This is a genomic window from Roseivivax isoporae LMG 25204 (assembly GCF_000521865.1).
Taxonomy (GTDB): domain Bacteria; phylum Pseudomonadota; class Alphaproteobacteria; order Rhodobacterales; family Rhodobacteraceae; genus Roseivivax; species Roseivivax isoporae.
This window is the reverse complement of the sequence record NZ_JAME01000024.1, coordinates 35,262-50,160: the sequence shown is the minus strand read 5'-3', so window position 1 is coordinate 50,160 and position 14,899 is coordinate 35,262. Positions and strand designations below refer to the sequence as shown.

The 14,899-nt window shown below is 69.7% G+C and carries 15 protein-coding genes; 7 read left to right on the top strand and 8 right to left on the bottom strand.

Going from position 1 to position 14,899, the window contains the following annotated elements:
• Window position 1: 1 nt before the first annotated feature.
• Both RISW2_RS15285 and RISW2_RS24595 read left to right on the top strand, forming a co-directional pair.
• Window positions 2-1,159, top strand: a complete 1,158-nt coding sequence (locus tag RISW2_RS15285) for an ABC transporter permease (RefSeq protein WP_043772956.1) — start codon at window positions 2-4, stop codon at window positions 1,157-1,159.
• Between the two features lie 7 nt (window positions 1,160-1,166).
• Window positions 1,167-2,153: a phosphatase domain-containing protein gene (locus RISW2_RS24595; RefSeq protein WP_051492074.1), complete on the top strand. Its 987-nt coding sequence runs from the start codon at window positions 1,167-1,169 to the stop codon at window positions 2,151-2,153.
• 10 nt (window positions 2,154-2,163) lie between these two features.
• On the opposite strand, the gene RISW2_RS15275 is transcribed toward RISW2_RS24595, so the two are convergent.
• Window positions 2,164-2,661 (bottom strand): lytic transglycosylase domain-containing protein, encoded by a 498-nt coding sequence (locus RISW2_RS15275; protein ID WP_156943865.1) that lies wholly within the window; start codon window positions 2,659-2,661, stop codon window positions 2,164-2,166.
• A 177-nt stretch (window positions 2,662-2,838) separates the two neighbouring features.
• Between RISW2_RS15275 and RISW2_RS15270 the strand changes: the two genes are divergently transcribed.
• Together RISW2_RS15270 and RISW2_RS15265 are read left to right on the top strand one after the other, a co-directional pair.
• Window positions 2,839-3,705 carry an SDR family oxidoreductase gene (locus RISW2_RS15270; protein ID WP_043772868.1) on the top strand — a complete coding sequence of 289 codons (867 nt, stop codon included), beginning with the start codon at window positions 2,839-2,841 and terminating at the stop codon, window positions 3,703-3,705.
• 16 nt (window positions 3,706-3,721) lie between these two features.
• Window positions 3,722-4,345, top strand: coding sequence for an exopolysaccharide biosynthesis protein (locus tag RISW2_RS15265; RefSeq protein WP_051492073.1), 624 nt, complete (start codon window positions 3,722-3,724; stop codon window positions 4,343-4,345).
• 12 nt (window positions 4,346-4,357) lie between these two features.
• Here RISW2_RS15265 and dxs read toward each other — a convergent pair whose 3' ends face one another.
• The 6 genes from dxs to RISW2_RS15235 form a co-directional block, all read right to left on the bottom strand.
• Window positions 4,358-6,286 (bottom strand): 1-deoxy-D-xylulose-5-phosphate synthase, encoded by a 1,929-nt coding sequence (gene dxs / locus RISW2_RS15260; protein ID WP_043772866.1) that lies wholly within the window; start codon window positions 6,284-6,286, stop codon window positions 4,358-4,360.
• Window positions 6,287-6,352: 66 nt separating this feature from the next.
• A complete protein-coding gene (locus RISW2_RS15255) occupies window positions 6,353-7,219 on the bottom strand; it encodes a polyprenyl synthetase family protein (RefSeq protein WP_043772864.1) in 867 nt (288 codons plus the stop codon).
• A complete protein-coding gene (locus RISW2_RS15250) occupies window positions 7,219-7,470 on the bottom strand; it encodes an exodeoxyribonuclease VII small subunit (RefSeq protein ID WP_043772863.1) in 252 nt (83 codons plus the stop codon). Before RISW2_RS15250 ends, RISW2_RS15255 begins: the two co-directional genes overlap by 1 nt.
• Complete coding sequence (locus RISW2_RS15245; RefSeq protein ID WP_043772949.1) at window positions 7,467-8,390, bottom strand: histone deacetylase family protein; 924 nt, start codon at window positions 8,388-8,390, stop codon at window positions 7,467-7,469. Before RISW2_RS15245 ends, RISW2_RS15250 begins: the two co-directional genes overlap by 4 nt.
• Before the next feature lie 63 nt (window positions 8,391-8,453).
• Window positions 8,454-9,155 (bottom strand): response regulator, encoded by a 702-nt coding sequence (locus RISW2_RS15240; RefSeq protein ID WP_043772861.1) that lies wholly within the window; start codon window positions 9,153-9,155, stop codon window positions 8,454-8,456.
• The gene (locus RISW2_RS15235; protein ID WP_043772859.1) at window positions 9,152-9,685 is read right to left on the bottom strand and encodes a MarR family winged helix-turn-helix transcriptional regulator; all 534 of its coding nucleotides are present in this window, start codon (window positions 9,683-9,685) and stop codon (window positions 9,152-9,154) included. The genes RISW2_RS15240 and RISW2_RS15235 overlap by 4 nt, the downstream gene beginning before the upstream one ends.
• A gap of 174 nt (window positions 9,686-9,859) precedes the next feature.
• Here RISW2_RS15235 and RISW2_RS15230 point away from each other — a divergent pair, with 174 nt between their 5' ends.
• Window positions 9,860-10,729: a branched-chain amino acid aminotransferase gene (locus RISW2_RS15230; RefSeq protein WP_043772857.1), complete on the top strand. Its 870-nt coding sequence runs from the start codon at window positions 9,860-9,862 to the stop codon at window positions 10,727-10,729.
• 52 nt (window positions 10,730-10,781) lie between these two features.
• On the opposite strand, the gene RISW2_RS15225 is transcribed toward RISW2_RS15230, so the two are convergent.
• A complete protein-coding gene (locus RISW2_RS15225) occupies window positions 10,782-11,447 on the bottom strand; it encodes a ZinT family metal-binding protein (protein WP_043772855.1) in 666 nt (221 codons plus the stop codon).
• 225 nt (window positions 11,448-11,672) lie between these two features.
• On the opposite strand from RISW2_RS15225, the gene RISW2_RS15220 reads away from it, so the two are divergent.
• Window positions 11,673-13,223 (top strand): alkaline phosphatase D family protein, encoded by a 1,551-nt coding sequence (locus tag RISW2_RS15220; RefSeq protein ID WP_043772853.1) that lies wholly within the window; start codon window positions 11,673-11,675, stop codon window positions 13,221-13,223.
• Between the two features lie 128 nt (window positions 13,224-13,351).
• The gene (locus RISW2_RS15215; protein ID WP_043772851.1) at window positions 13,352-14,836 is read left to right on the top strand and encodes an AMP nucleosidase; all 1,485 of its coding nucleotides are present in this window, start codon (window positions 13,352-13,354) and stop codon (window positions 14,834-14,836) included.
• The last annotated feature ends 63 nt before the right edge of the window (window positions 14,837-14,899 follow it).

Below are 14,899 nucleotides of genomic sequence, written 5' to 3'. Positions count from 1 at the left end.
CATGCCCTACGGGTTCACCTGCGGCGTGGTCGCCGCGGCCGGGGCGTTCTTCGGGCTGTTCGTGGGCACCGCGCAGGGCTCGGGACTGGCCGGGATCGTGGTGGGGGCCGCGCTCTGCGCGGGCCTCGCGTTCCTTGCCATGGCGGTCGCGGGCGTCGCGCACGAACGCACCTTCAAGTGGGGCGTGCTCGCGCTCTTCGCGGTGGCGGGCTTCTGGATCGGCGCGTTGCCCGGCCTCGTGGTCGGCACGCTGTTCGGCTGGTTCATCGGCTGGTTCATCTACTGGGTCGGGCGCTGCCGCTACCGGAGCAAGCTGCCGCCCTACCTGACCTCGGGCCAGGTGCTGTGGCACTACAGCTTCCGCGTGATCTGCGGCGCGATCTTCGTCTTCCTCATCACGCCGATCCTCGTGGTGATGCCGCTGTCGTTCAACGCGCAGAACTTTTTCACCTTCACGCCCGAGATGCTGGCCTTCGATCCGGCGGGCTACTCGCTGAAGCACTACCGCGACTTCTTCAACTCGGCGGACTGGCAGCAGGCGCTGCGGAACTCGCTTCTCATCGCGCCGGTGGCCACGCTCCTGTCGGTGGGCTTCGGCACGCTGGCGGCGATCGGTCTCAGCCAGCCGCACGTGCCGTTCCGCCGGGCGATCATGGCGATCCTGATCTCGCCGATGATCGTGCCGCTCATCATCTCGGCCGCGGGCATGTACTTCTTCTATTCGCGCATCGGCCTGCAGGGCACCTACCTGGGCGTCGTGCTGGCGCATGCGGCGCTCGGCATCCCCTTCGTCATCATCACGGTGACGGCGACGCTCGTGGGGTTCGACCGGTCGCTGACGCGGGCGGCGGCGAACATGGGCGCCGATCCGGTCACCACGTTCTTCCGGGTGCAGATGCCGCTGATCCTGCCGGGCGTGATATCGGGCGGCCTCTTCGCCTTCATCACCTCGTTCGACGAGGTCGTGGTGGTGCTGTTCGTCGGCTCGGCCAACCAGCAGACGCTGCCCTGGCAGATGTTCACCGGCCTGCGCGAGCAGATCTCGCCCACGATCCTCGCGGTGGCGACCATGCTCGTGGCGATCTCGATCTGCCTGCTGACGACGCTCGAGGTCCTGCGTCGCCGGGCCGAGAAGCTGCGCGGTCTGAGCCCGGGCTGATCCGCGCTTGAAGACCGTCCTTGCCCGCATCGCGAATCCGGTCGAGCGCGCGCTCGACCGGGTGTTCCGTCCCTCGGACCCGCAGGGCGTCGTGATCGACCCCTATCTCGGCTACGCGACGCCCGACGAGATCCTGCTGCGGGGGCGGGTGCTGACCTCGCTCCGGCGTACCACGCCCGAGCCCGAGGATTCGTGGTTCGTGAACCTGCGCCAGATGGCGGGGCTGTTCCTGACCCGCGAGGTCGCGGAGCGTACCGTCCGCGCGGGCGAGACGACGGCGATGACCGACGACGAAGGCTATTTCACGCTGCATCTGCCGCGGGGGGACGCGGCGCCGGGCTGGTCCTCGCACCCGGTCGAGGTCGAGGGCGGCGAGGGTGCGGTGCTCGAGGCGCTGGTCGTGGGGCCGGGGGCACCCTTCATGGTGATCTCGGACATCGACGACACCGTCCTCGAGACCGGGGCCTATTCGCTCCTGCGCAACCTCTGGACCTCGCTCACCGGCAACGCGCTGACGCGGCATGTCTTTCCCGACGCGGTCGAACTCATGCGCGGGTTCGAGGCGCGCGGCGCGCCGATCTTCTTCGTCTCGTCGAGCCCGTGGAACCTGCACCATTTCCTGCAGCGGATCTTCGACCGGGCGGACCTGCCGCGGGCGCCCATGTTCCTGCGCGACCTCGGCATCTCGCGCACGCAGTTCATCTCGGGCACCCATGGCGACCACAAGGGCGCGGCGATCGACGGGCTGATGGCGGCGGTGCCGGACCTGCCCGTGGTGCTGGTGGGCGATACCGGCCAGCACGATCCGCAGGTCTACCTCGCGGCGGCGGAACGGCATCCGGGACGTGTCGTCCGGGTGATCCTGCGCGAGCCGGGAAAGGGGGCCGATGCCCGCGACGCCGCCCGCATGCGCGCCCTCGAGGCGCTGGGCGTGCGGGTGGATCACGGGCCGGACTATGCGGGGCTCGCGCCCGACATCGCGCGGCCGGCGTGAGCGTCGGGGATCAGCCCGGGCGCAGGCCGGTCTCGACCAGCATGCCCTGGCGCTTGGCCTCGTAATAGTAGCCGCGCGCGTACCAGCCGACGGCGGCGTCGTAGCTGCCGTCCGAAAGGAGCCACGCCCCGCGCAGGTACTTCACCGCGTATTTCAGGTTGGTCTCGGCATCGAGCAGGTCCGAGGGCTGGCCGCGGAAGCCCATGGTGCGGGCGGTCGCGGGCAGGATCTGCATCAGGCCGTAATAGGGGCCGTTGCGGGCGCCCGGGCGGTGGGTGCTCTCGCGCACGATGACGCGGTGCACGAGGGGCCGGGGCACCTGATAGAAGTCGGCGTATTGGTTGATGAGTTCCCGAAGCTCGGGGGTCTCGTTGGGATAGAGCGGTGTCGCATAGGACGGCGCTGCGGCGAAGCGGGCGACCTGTTCCCCGTCATTCGGTGCGAAGCTGGCGCAGGCTCCGAGCGACAGAAGGGCGGCGAGGCATAGCGCCGGGCGGAATGCGGTCACGGGTCGGGGTCTCCGGATTGTTGTCCCGCGCACCGGTCTACACCGCGTCCCGGTCGTCCCGGCCATGCGAATTTCGCCGTCCAGAGCGCCTCGGCGAGCTTTCGCCGAGGCGGCGGCGGGGTTCTGCCAGTGGACCGCGCCTTGCCAAAGCGGGGTGTCGAGCGCATCTCTACGGACATGACCCACGAACGCCCCACCCTCCTGTCGCTCGGCCACGGCTATTCTGCGCGCGCGCTTGCCGCGCGCCTCATCCCCGAGGGCTGGCGCGTCCTCGGCACCGGGCGCAGGCCCGAGACGCGCGCGCGCATCGCCGAGACCGGCGTCGAACCGCTGCCGTGGGAGGCGGAGCCGGTGACGCAGGCGCTGCGCGAGGCGACCCATCTCCTGGTCTCCGCCGGCCCCGACGACGAGGGCGACCCGTCGCTGCGGCTCCTCGGCGAGGCGGTCGCGGACAAGGCGCGGGACCTCTACTGGGCGGGCTACCTGTCCACCACGGGCGTCTACGGCGACCATCACGGCGCATGGGTCGACGAGACGACCCCGCTCGCGCCCACGACCCGGCGCGGCGAGATGCGCGTGGCGGCAGAGGCCGCGTGGGGCGCGATCCCGCACCTGCCGCTGCACGTCTTCCGCCTGGCGGGCATCTACGGGCCGGGACGCGGCCCGTTCGAGAAGGTGCGCGAGGGCCGCGCCGAACGCGTGGTGAAGCCCGGACAGGTGTTCAGCCGCATCCACGTGGACGACATCGCGCAGGTGCTGGCGGCCTCGATCGAGCGGCCGAATCCGGGCGCGGTTTACAATGTGTGCGACGACGACCCCGCGCCGCCGCAGGACGTGATCGCTCATGCCGCCGAGCTTCTGGGCCTGCCGGTGCCGCCCGAGGTGCCGTTCGAGGAGGCCGACATGTCGCCCATGGCGCGGAGCTTCTACAGCGACAACAAGCGCGTGGCGAACGACCGCATCAAGGCCGAGCTGGGTGTCGAGCTGATCCACCCCGATTACCGCAGCGGGCTGCGCGCGCTGCTCGAGGCCGAGCCGGCCTGAGATCCGGGAGTTCCCCATGAGTTCGACCTCGACCGGGCTGAACGTGCCCGAGGTGACGCCGGTCGCCTCGCTGACCGAGCTGCTGGACCGCATCCGCCCAGAGGACGGACAGGACAGCGTGTCCGTGCACGAAATTCTCGAGAGGATCGGCAACCGGTCCTTCGACGCCGCGCTGCTGGTGCCGGCGCTGATCCTCGTGTCGCCGATCTCGGGCATCCCGGGCGCGCCGACGATCGGCGGCCTCGTGATCCTGCTGATCGCCGCGCAGAACCTCGTGGGCCGGCGGCACCTGTGGCTGCCGGGGTTCCTGATGCGCCGCCGGATCGGTGCGGAGCGGCTCGAGAATGCGCTCGGGTTCCTGCGCAAGCCCGCCGCATGGGTCGACCGGCACAGCCGCAACCGCTGGCGCGTGCTGACGCGCCGGCCGGTCTCGTCGCTCGCGCTGCTCACGATCATCGCCACGACGATCACCTGGCCGCTGCTCGAGCTCGTGCCGTTCTTCACTTCGGCCGGCGCGGTGGCGGTGTCGCTCTTCGCGATCGGCCTGATGATCCGCGACGGGCTCTACATGATCGCGGGCTACGTCTGCGTCTCGGGCGTGCTGGCCGTGGCCTTTCTGATCTGGCAGGGCCTCGTCTGAGGGCGCGGCGCGTCAGGCGCGCCGTTCGCCCATCCGCGCCACGCCGAGGACCTCGAGCACCTTCGCCTCGATGTCGGAGGCGTTGAGCCGCGCCACCGCGTACATGTCCTGTGGGCTCGCCTGGTCGATGAAGCTGTCGGGCAGCACCATGGAGCGGAAGCGCAGGCCCTCGTCGAACATGCCTTCCTCGGCCAGGAGCTGCGCCACGTGGCTGCCGAAGCCGCCGATGGCGCCTTCCTCGACGGTGATGAGGGCCTCGTGGTCGCGAGCGAGACGCAGGATCATCTCGCGGTCGAGCGGCTTGGCGAAGCGCGCGTCGGCGATGGTGGGCGAGAGCCCGCGGGCGCCGAGCGCCTCGGCGGCCTCGGTCACCTCCTTGAGGCGCGCGCCGAAGGACAGGAGCGCCACGCGCGCGCCCTCGCGCACGATGCGGCCGCGCCCGATCTCGAGCGGGACGCCGCGTTCGGGCATCTCGACGCCGACGCCTTCGCCCCGCGGGTAGCGGAAGGCGATGGGTCCCTCGTCATGTGCCGCGGCGGTCGCCACCATGTGTACAAGCTCGGCCTCGTCCGCGGCCGCCATGACGACGAAACCCGGCAGGTTCGACAGGAACGCCACGTCGAAGGCGCCTGCATGCGTCGCGCCGTCGGCGCCCACCAGTCCCGCGCGGTCGATGGCGAAGCGCACCGGCAGGCGCTGGATCGCCACGTCGTGCACTACCTGGTCGTAGCCTCGCTGCAGGAAGGTCGAGTAGAGCGCGCAGAAGGGGCGCATGCCGCCGGCGGCAAGGCCCGCCGAGAACGTCACCGCGTGCTGCTCGGCGATGCCCACGTCGAAGACGCGCGAGGGAAAGATGCCGGCCAGCCGGTCGAGCCCGGTGCCGTCGGGCATCGCCGCCGTCACCGCGCAGATGCGGGGATCGCGCGTCGCCTCGGCCACCAGCGCGTCCGAGAACACGCGGGTATAGGCCGGCGCGTTCGACGGCGCCTTCTTCTGCTCGCCCGACAGGACGTCGAACTTGCCGGTGGCGTGGCCGCGGTCGGCGCGTTCTTCGGCCGGGGCGTAGCCCTTGCCCTTGCGGGTGATGACATGCAGCAGCACCGGCCCGTGGGCGCGCGTCTTGATCGCGCGCAGCACCGGCAGCAGCTGCGACATGTCGTGCCCGTCGATCGGACCCAGATAGGAAAAGCCCAGCGCCTCGAAGAGCGTGCCGCCCATGGCCATGCCCTTGAGCATGTCCTTGGCGCGCTTGGCGCCCTCTCGGAACGGTTCGGGCAGGAAGGACACGGCGCTCTTGGCGGCGTCCTTCAGCGTGTGGAAGGGCGCTTCGGCGTAGAGCCGCGAGAGGTAGGAGGACAGCGCGCCCGTGGGCGGCGCGATCGACATCTCGTTGTCGTTCAGGATGACGATCATCCGCTTGCCGAGATGGCCCGCGTTGTTCATGGCCTCGTAGGCCATGCCCGCCGACATGGCGCCGTCGCCGATCACCGCGATCGCATCGCCGTGGCCGGTGTCGCTGTCTCCGCCCAGGTCGCGCGCCACGGCAAAGCCGAGCGCGGCCGAGATCGAGGTCGAGGAATGCGCCGCGCCGAACGGGTCGTAGGGCGATTCGGATCGCTTGGTGAAGCCCGACAGCCCGTCCTTCTGGCGCAGCGTCCGGATGCGGTCGCGCCGCCCGGTCAGGATCTTGTGCGGATAGCTCTGGTGGCTCACGTCCCAGATCAGCTTGTCGCGCGGCGCGTCGAACACCGCGTGCAGCGCCACGGTCAGCTCGACCACGCCGAGGCCGGCGCCGAGATGGCCGCCGGTCTCGGATACGGCCGAGATGGTTTCGGCCCGCAATTCGTCGGCGAGCACGCGCAGTTCGCCGTCGCTGAACGACTTGAGATCGGCGGGCGTGCGCACCCGGTCGAGGAGCGGCGTCAGGGGTCTGTCGGACATCGTGGCTCTCGCGCCTCCATGATTCGCGCGTCGGTCGTTCGGGCTCGGGCGTCTTCGGTCGCTGCGTCAGGAACGCCGGTCGATCACGAAGCGGGCCGCGCCGATCAGCCCGCGGGCCTCGTCTCCGAACGGAGATAGGGCATCGCAGGCCTCTTCCACAAGCGTTGCCGCGCGACGTTTCGCTTCGTCAATCCCGAGAAGCGAGACGAACGTGGCCTTGCCGGCGGCGGCGTCCTTGCCCACGGCCTTGCCCATGGCGGCGGCGTCGCCCTCGACGTCGAGCACGTCGTCGGCGATCTGGAAGGCGAGCCCGAGGGCGGTGGCATAGGCGGTCATTGGCGCGAGATCGGCACGGGCGAGCCGCGCGCCCGCCTCGGCGGACCAGCGGATCAGCGCGCCGGTCTTGGCGGCCTGCAGGCGCATCACGTCATCGAGCGCGAGCGGCGCCGTTGCCGTTTCGGCCGCGATGTCGAGCGCCTGGCCCAGCACCATGCCGTTCGCGCCCGCGGCGCGCGCCAGTGACAGCGCGAGGTCCGCGCGCACGTCCGCGTCCGGATGGCAGGCCGGGTCGAGCAGGATCTCGAAGCCCAGCGTCTGCAGGGCGTCGCCCGCGAGGATCGCGGTCGCCTCGTCCCACGTCACGTGCACGGTGGGCTGGCCGCGGCGGGTGGCGTCGTCGTCCATCGCCGGCAGGTCGTCGTGCACCAGCGAATAGGCATGCACCGCCTCGATCGCGAGAGCGGGGGCGAGCGCATCCCCGATGCCGTGCATGCGCGCGCTTTCCATGGCGAGGTAGCCGCGCAGCCGCTTGCCGCCCGACAGCGCGTAGGCCATGGCCCGCGTCAGCGGCAGGTCGGGCGCATCCTTCAGGCGCGCGGCAAGGCCCGCCTCGATCGCCGCCTCGGCCGCGGCGCGCCCGGCCTCGAACGCCATCAGAGGCCGTCGGCGGGTTTCGTGCCCACGGGCGCGCCGTCGGCGTCGAGCGTGATCGCCGCGACCTTTTCCTCGGCCTCGCGCAGCTTGGCCTCGCAGCGCTTCTTGAGCGCGGCACCGCGTTCGTAGAGCGCGATGGACTGGTCGAGCGGCACGTCGCCGCGTTCGAGCTGTCCCACCACGCGCTCGAGCTCGCCCATCGCCTCCTCGAAGCTCATTTCCTCGACCGGCTTCGGTTCCTGCGTGGTCATCGCGCCGCCTCCTGCAGTTCCTCCACGTGCGCCCGTGCCGAGGCGCCGAGGGCTTCCAGATCATAGCCGCCCTCGAGTGTCGAGACCACGCGCCCGCCGCAGACCTCGGCCGCGATCGCGCAGAGCTCGCGCGTCAGCCAGCGGAAATCGTCCTCCTCCCATTCGAGGCTGGCGAGCGGGTCCTCCACATGCGCGTCGAACCCGGCCGAGAGGATGAGGAGGTCGGGCGCGAAGTCGCGCAGCCGCGGGAAGACGCGGCTCTCGTAGACCTTGCGCATGGCGCCGCCGTCGGTGCCGGGCGCGAGCGGCACGTTCATCACGTTGTCGTGCGCCCCGCGCTCGGCCGGCGCGCCGGTGCCGGGCCAGAGCGGCGACTGGTGCGAGGACACGAAGAAGGCGCGTTTCTCGTTCCACAGCAGATCCTGAGTGCCGTTGCCGTGGTGCACGTCGAAGTCGACGACCGCGACCCGCGCCAGCCCCTTCGCGTCGAGCGCGTGCCGGGCCGCGATGGCCGCCGTGCCGAAAAGGCAGAACCCCATGGGCGTCGCGGTCTCGGCGTGGTGGCCGGGCGGGCGCGTGGCGCAGAACGCGTTCGCGGTCTCGCCCCCGGTGACGAGGTCCACGGCGCGGATCGCGCCGCCCACCGCGCGCAGGGCCGCGTTCCACGACCCGGGCGACAGCCATGTGTCGGCGTCGAGCGGCACCGCGCCCTTCGACGGGACCTTCGCGCGGATGCGGTCGATGTAGTCCTGCGGATGGCAGCGCAGGAGGTCGTCCTCTGTGGCGAGCGGCGCGGTCTCGCGCCGCAGCCCGAGGGGTTCGAGCGCGTGCAGCACGTGTTCGAGCCGCGCGACGCGTTCGGGGTGGCCGTCCGGGGTCACGTGGGTGAGGCCGTCGGCATGGGTGATGAGCGTTGTCATGGAGCGCAGCAAAGCGCGAAAGCCGGGGCAGGGGCAAGGGCGCTCGGACCCGCCCCCGCGGGTTCAGTCGGGCGAGAGCATGTAGCCCGCGCCGCGCACCGTCTGCAGGTAGCGCGGCTGCTTCGGGTCGTCCTCGATCTTGCGCCTGAGGCGCGTGATCTGCACGTCGACCGCGCGTTCCTGGCTCTGGCCGCGGTCGCGGCCCAGGTCCTCCACGAGCCGGGTGCGCGACAGCGCCTCGCCGGGCTGCGCCGCGAAGATCCGCATGAGGTGGCTTTCGGTCGCCGTCAGGCGCACCTGTTGCTCGCCGCGCCACATCTCGCCCCGCTCGATGTCGTAGCGGATCGGCCCGAGCGTCAGGAGCTTGGGTGCCGCGGCGCTGCCCACGGGGTCCGGCATCCGCCGCAGGATCGCGTTGATGCGCAGCAGCAGTTCCTTCGGCTCGAAGGGCTTGGCGAGGTAGTCGTCTGCGCCCGCCTCGAGACCCGCGATGCGGTCCTCGGTCTCGGATTTCGCGGTCAGGAGCAGGATCGGTGTGCTGTGGGTCTCGCGGATCCACGCGGTCAGGCTGATCCCATCCTCGCCCGGCATCATCACGTCGAGCACGATGAGGTCGAAGTCAAGCCCGGCCAGCACGCGCCGCGCATGCGCCGCGTCGCGCGCCGCGCTGACGAGAAAACCGTTCCGCATCAGGAATTTCTGCAAGAGGCCCCGGATCCGCTCGTCGTCGTCGACGATCAGTAGATGCGCGTCCGGATCGCTCATTCCCGTCCTCCCGATGCCTGGCCACGGCCATCACGGAGTGCATGATACTGGCGGCGCTGCTCGGAATCCATCATGCTTTCCAGCACCTTCCGGAACCCCGCCACGGCCTCGGGCCCGGCCTGCCGGTAGGCCTTGCGCATCCGGGCGCGCTGGGCGTCCGAAAGTCGCTGTTCCAGCGCGCGTCCTTCCTCGGTCAGGTGCAGGTGGCGCTCGCGCCGGTCGGAGCGGCCGACCCGGCTTTCCACCAGCCCGTCGGCGATCAGCGTGCGCAGGACGCGGTTCAGCGACTGCTTGGTGACGCCGAGGATCGACAGGAGGTTGTTCACCGTGGTGCCGGGCGCGCAGTTGATGAAATGCAGGGCGCGATGGTGGGCGCGCCCGTAGCAGAGCTCGGCGAGGATGCGGTCGGGATCGGCGGTGAAGCCGCGATAGGCGAAGAACATCGCCTCGATGCCCTGCCTCAGCTGCTCGTCGGTGAGAAACAGCAGCGTCTCCCCGCCGTTCGGGGGCGCGCGATCCGGCTGTGCCATTCTTCTCCTGCCGTGTCTGCCGCTTGCATCGGCAGTTTAAGTCAGCGTTGTTGACATTCCAAGCGTGGACTGATAGCGAAAACCAGATTTTGGGAAATTTTATGTCCGGATCGGACGTTTCCCGCGCAACAAATGCAAAATCCGGGTGTGTCCCCGAAACCGAGGAGCAAAGCGATGGCGGGTGGTTACGACGACCGTGACGGCAAGATCTGGATGGATGGCCAGTTCGTGGACTGGCGCGGCGCGAACGTGCACATCCTGACCCACGCGATGCACTATGCAAGCTCGGTATTCGAGGGCGAGCGCGCCTACAACGGCAAGATCTTCCTGTCGCGCAAGCATTCCGAGCGGCTGCACTACTCGGCCCGCGAGCTCGATTTCGAGATCCCGTTCACCGTGGACGAGATCGAGGCGGCGAAGGAGGAGGTGCTGCGCGTCAACGGTTTCACCGACGCATACGTGCGCGCGGTCGCCTGGCGCGGCGCGGGCGAGGACATGGGGGTCGCCTCCAAGCGCAACCCGGTCCGCCTGGCCATCGCCGCGTGGGAATGGGGCAGCTATTACGGCGACGCCAAGATGAAGGGCGCCAAGCTCGACATCGCCAAGTGGAAGCGGCCCTCGCCCGAGACCGCGCCGAGCCATGCCAAGGCGGCGGGCCTCTACATGATCTGCACGATGTCCAAGCACGCGGCCGAGGCCAAGGGCTGCTCGGACGCGATGATGTTCGACTACCGCGGCTACGTGGCCGAGGCGACCGGCGCCAACATCTTCTTCGTGAAGGACGGCGAGGTGCACACGCCGAAGCCCGACTGCTTCCTCAACGGGCTGACGCGGCAGACCGTGATCGGCATGCTGGAGGAGCGGCAGGTCAGGGTGCACGAGCGCCACATCATGCCCGAGGAGCTCGAGGGCTTCCAGCAGTGCTGGCTGACCGGCACCGCGGCCGAGGTGACCCCGGTGGGCCAGATCGGCGACTATTCTTTCGAGGTCGGCGGGCTGACCCGCGAGATCGCCGAAAGCTACGAGACCCTCGTCCGCGCCTGAGCCGGACAGGGTCGCGACGGGCGGCGCATGCGTGCCCGTCGCAGCGCGCCCGTCAATGGGCGAGCATCTCGTCGACGATCTCCTGCGCGTCGAGCTGCGCGGGGTAGTAGGTCGGCCAGTTCGTCACCTCCTCGAACAGCGCGGCGCGGTCGTCCCCCCAGTAGAGGTGGTAGTGGTCCGAGGCTTCGGGCGCGATCCTGTGGTCGCTGAACTGGATGTAGCCGGGCGCGGCCTCGTCCCCGCCCGTGCGCTCGAAGATGAACCGCACGCCGCGATTGCCCTTCTCGTAGGTCAGGATCTCGTAGCCGTCATAGGCGTAGTCGCCGGTCACGGGACCATCCGCGCCGTGGAACGTCACCGTGCCGTCGCCGATCTCGATCCGGTCGACATCGGTGCGATAGCCGGTCTCGTAGTAGGCGCGATAGTCTTCGGCGGTCTTGTCGCCATGCGCGGCCTTGTCCTCCATCACCGGGTCGAGCGTGCCGTCCATCAGGAGCGGATAGACCGACTGCCAGTCGCCCGCCCAGTCTGACAGCGGCCGGTCGGCGACCTGGTCGTCGTCGAAATATCCCCTGTAGACCTGCGAGGCATCGTCATGCGCGTGGGCATGGTCATGGTCCTGCGTGTCGGACGCGGTCTCTGCGGCGAGGGGCGCGGCGGCCACGAGCGCGGCAAGGCCGGCCGCGGTGGCCGCGGCGCGGAGGAGGGGAGTGTTCATCGGTGAGTGCCTCTCTGGTTCGTCTGTGCGCGGTGGTGCGCCAATGTGTGTTATGATATTACATAGCATTCGACAACCGGCTTTCCGGTGCGGCCCCGCGTGGCGCGTCACAAAAGCTTAAGATTAAGTTCACGCAAGGCGCGACGCGCCTGTCATGCGACTCGCGTCTGATCCCTGCGCCGGCCGCCCCGGCCGGCGGGACAGAACCGTCAGGAGCGACACGCCATGACCCAGCTCATCCGGCCCAGCCGCCGCGCCGTCCTCGCGGCCGGCACCGCCTTTGCCGCCACCTTCGCCATGCCCGCGATCAGCCGCGCGCAGGCCCGCCCGGTCTTCACCCACGGCGTCCAGTCGGGCGACGTCGATGCCCGTTCGGGCGTGGTCTGGACCCGCACCGACCGTCCCGCGCGCGTCAGCGTCGAGATCGCCACGACCGAGAGCTTCGCGGATGCGCGCGCACTGCCGCCGCTCGACGCGCTGCCCGAGAGCGACTTTGCCGTGAAGCGGCTGCTCGACTCGCTGCCGGCCGGGCAGGACGTCTTCTACCGCTTCCGCGCGCAGGACCTGTCGGACGTGAACGCGGTGTCCGAGCCGCTGGTGGGCCGCTTCCGCACCGCGCCCGCGGACCGGCGCGACGTGCGCTTCGCGTGGTCGGGCGACACGGCCGGGCAGGGCTGGGGCATCGACGACGAAGGGATGGCGACCTACGCGACCATGCTGCGCCACGCGCCCGATTTCTTCCTGCATTCCGGCGACACGATCTATGCCGATGGCCCGATGGAGGACGAGGTCGCCCTGCAGGACGGCGGCACCTGGCGCAACACGGTGCTGATCGACGAGAAGCGCAAGGTGGCCGAGACGCTGGACGAGTTCCGCGGCCAGTGGAAGTACAACATGATGGACCCGCACGTGCTGGCGATGAACGCGCAGGTTCCGACCTTCTTCCAGTGGGACGACCACGAGGTGACCAACAACTGGTCGGCGTCCAAGGAGCTCGACGACCGCTACACCGAACGGTCGGTGGCGCTGCTGGCCGCCCGCGCCGGGCGCGCCTTCCACGAGATGACGCCGATCCGCTATACGCCGGCGGAACCGGGCCGCGTCTACCGAAAGATCGCCTATGGCCCGCATCTCGACGTCTTCTTCCTCGACCTGCGGTCCTATCGCGGGCCGAACACGGAGAACCTGCAGGAGGAGCGGTCGCCCGAGACCGCGATCCTGGGCGCGAACCAGATCGCCTGGCTCAAGCGCGAGCTCGCGGCCTCGCGCGCCACGTGGAAGGCGATCGCCTCCGACATGCCGATCGGGCTCGTGGTGGCCGACGGCGACACGCGGTTCGAGGCGGTCGCCAATGCCGAGGACGGCGCGCCCAAGGGCCGCGAGCACGACATCGCGGACATCCTGCGGTTCATCAACGTCGCGGGCATCCGCAACACCGTCTGGTTCACCGCGGACGTGCACTACACCGCCGCGCACCATTACTCGCCCGAGCGCGCGCAGTTCCAGGACTTCGCGCCGTTCTGGGAATTCGTGTCGGGGCCGCTGCATGCGGGCACGTTCGGCCCGAACGCGCTCGACATGACCTTCGGGCCCGAGGTTCGGTTCGTGAAGGCGCCGGACGAGGGCCAGGTGAACCTGCCGCCGTCGGCGGGCCTGCAGTTCTTCGGCCTCGTCGACATCGACGGCGCGTCGGGCGCGATGACGGTGCGGCTCATGGACCGGGGCGACACCGAGCTGTGGTCGGTCACGCTCGATCCCGAGGGCCAGGCGATCTGACGTCAACCCGGGCCCGCGCGGAAGCGTGCGGGCCCGTTCCCTGGCGTGACGTGGCGGCATCCGCCGCCGCTTGAACCCGACGGTGCAAGCTGGCAGGTTGCGCGCAATCCGCAGAAGTCGAGGCGCGCATGCAGGACGTTCCGGCCAATCTTCCGCTGCTGACGCCGGCCGCGGCCGCGGTGCAGAGCTTCGAGAACCCCGAGGACGCCGTCGACCGGCTGATCGCGCTCTACAGCGAGGCGGTGGACTTCCTGTGCGACGCCTTCACCGACGCGATCGCGCACGGGCACCCGCGCAAGCGCTTCCGCGCCTTCTATCCCGAGGTGCGCATCACCACGACAAGCTTTGCCAAGGTCGATAGCCGCCTGAGCTTTGGCCACGTGGCGGCACCCGGCACCCATGCCACGACGATCACGCGGCCCGACCTGTTCCGCGACTACCTGCGCCAGCAGATCCGCCTGCTGATCGACAATCACGGCGTGCCGGTGCAGGTGGGCCCCTCGGAGACGCCGATCCCCATCCATTTCGCGGTCGCGGCGCGCGACGACGTGACGGTGCCGCAGGAAGGTGCCGCCGCCTTCATCCTGCGCGACGTCTTCGACGTGCCGGATCTCAATTCCACCAACGACGACATCGTCAACGGGACCTTCACGCCGGGCGCGGACGGCAGCGAACCGCTGGCGCCCTTCACCGCGCAGCGCATCGACTACTCGCTGGCGCGGCTCGCGCACTACACCGCGACCGATCCCGAGCATTTCCAGAACCACGTGCTGTTCACGAACTACCAGTTCTACGTGACCGAATTCGAGGCCTATGCGCGCGCCATGCTGGCCGACCCGGACAGCGGGTACACGAGCTTCGTGTCCACCGGCAATTTCGAGATCACCGATCCCGACGCCGAGATCCCCCCGACGCTCAAGATGCCGCAGATGCCGACCTACCACCTGAAACGTGACGGTGGCGCCGGCATCACGCTGGTGAACATCGGGGTGGGACCCTCGAACGCCAAGACCGCGACCGACCACATCGCGGTGCTGCGGCCGCACGCCTGGCTGATGGTCGGGCACTGCGCGGGCCTGCGCAATTCGCAGAGCCTCGGCGATTTCGTGCTCGCGCATGCCTACCTGCGCGAGGATCGCGTGCTGGACGACGACCTGCCGATCTGGGTGCCGATCCCGGCGCTGGCGGAAATCCAGGTCGCGCTCGAGACCGCGGTCGAGGAGGTGACGGAACTCTCGGGCTTCGACCTCAAGCGGGTGATGCGCACGGGCACGGTGGCGAGCGTCGACAACCGCAACTGGGAACTGCGCGACACGCGCGGGCCGGTGCAGCGGCTGTCGCAGTCGCGGGCCGTCGCGCTCGACATGGAAAGCGCCACCATCGCCGCGAACGGGTTCCGGTTCCGCGTTCCCTACGGCACGCTTCTCTGCGTTTCCGACAAGCCGCTGCATGGCGAGCTGAAGCTGCCGGGCATGGCGTCGGATTTCTACCGCACGCAGGTCGGTCGGCACCTGCGAATCGGCATCCGGGCCATGGAACAGTTGCGCGAGATGCCTCTGGAGCGTATTCACAGCCGGAAATTGCGCAGTTTCTACGAAACGGCATTTCTCTGACTGGGCGGAACCCCGCGAAAGTCGCGTTATTTTGCTGGTCGCAGGCACAATTTGTTGTGCGGT

Bases quoted from the DNA above. Each gene is read 5' to 3' on its own strand.
- RISW2_RS15285 (WP_043772956.1), top strand. From the start codon at position 2: ATGCCCTACGGGTTCACCTGCGGCGTGGTCGCCGCGGCCGGGGCGTTC.
- RISW2_RS15270 (WP_043772868.1), top strand. From the start codon at position 2,839: ATGACCCACGAACGCCCCACCCTCCTGTCGCTCGGCCACGGCTATTCT.
- RISW2_RS15265 (WP_051492073.1), top strand. From the start codon at position 3,722: ATGAGTTCGACCTCGACCGGGCTGAACGTGCCCGAGGTGACGCCGGTC.
- dxs (WP_043772866.1), bottom strand. From the start codon at position 6,286: ATGTCCGACAGACCCCTGACGCCGCTCCTCGACCGGGTGCGCACGCCC.
- RISW2_RS15255 (WP_043772864.1), bottom strand. From the start codon at position 7,219: ATGGCGTTCGAGGCCGGGCGCGCCGCGGCCGAGGCGGCGATCGAGGCG.
- RISW2_RS15250 (WP_043772863.1), bottom strand. From the start codon at position 7,470: ATGACCACGCAGGAACCGAAGCCGGTCGAGGAAATGAGCTTCGAGGAG.
- RISW2_RS15245 (WP_043772949.1), bottom strand. From the start codon at position 8,390: ATGACAACGCTCATCACCCATGCCGACGGCCTCACCCACGTGACCCCG.
- RISW2_RS15240 (WP_043772861.1), bottom strand. From the start codon at position 9,155: ATGAGCGATCCGGACGCGCATCTACTGATCGTCGACGACGACGAGCGG.
- RISW2_RS15235 (WP_043772859.1), bottom strand. From the start codon at position 9,685: ATGGCACAGCCGGATCGCGCGCCCCCGAACGGCGGGGAGACGCTGCTG.
- RISW2_RS15230 (WP_043772857.1), top strand. From the start codon at position 9,860: ATGGCGGGTGGTTACGACGACCGTGACGGCAAGATCTGGATGGATGGC.
- RISW2_RS15225 (WP_043772855.1), bottom strand. From the start codon at position 11,447: ATGAACACTCCCCTCCTCCGCGCCGCGGCCACCGCGGCCGGCCTTGCC.
- RISW2_RS15220 (WP_043772853.1), top strand. From the start codon at position 11,673: ATGACCCAGCTCATCCGGCCCAGCCGCCGCGCCGTCCTCGCGGCCGGC.
- RISW2_RS15215 (WP_043772851.1), top strand. From the start codon at position 13,352: ATGCAGGACGTTCCGGCCAATCTTCCGCTGCTGACGCCGGCCGCGGCC.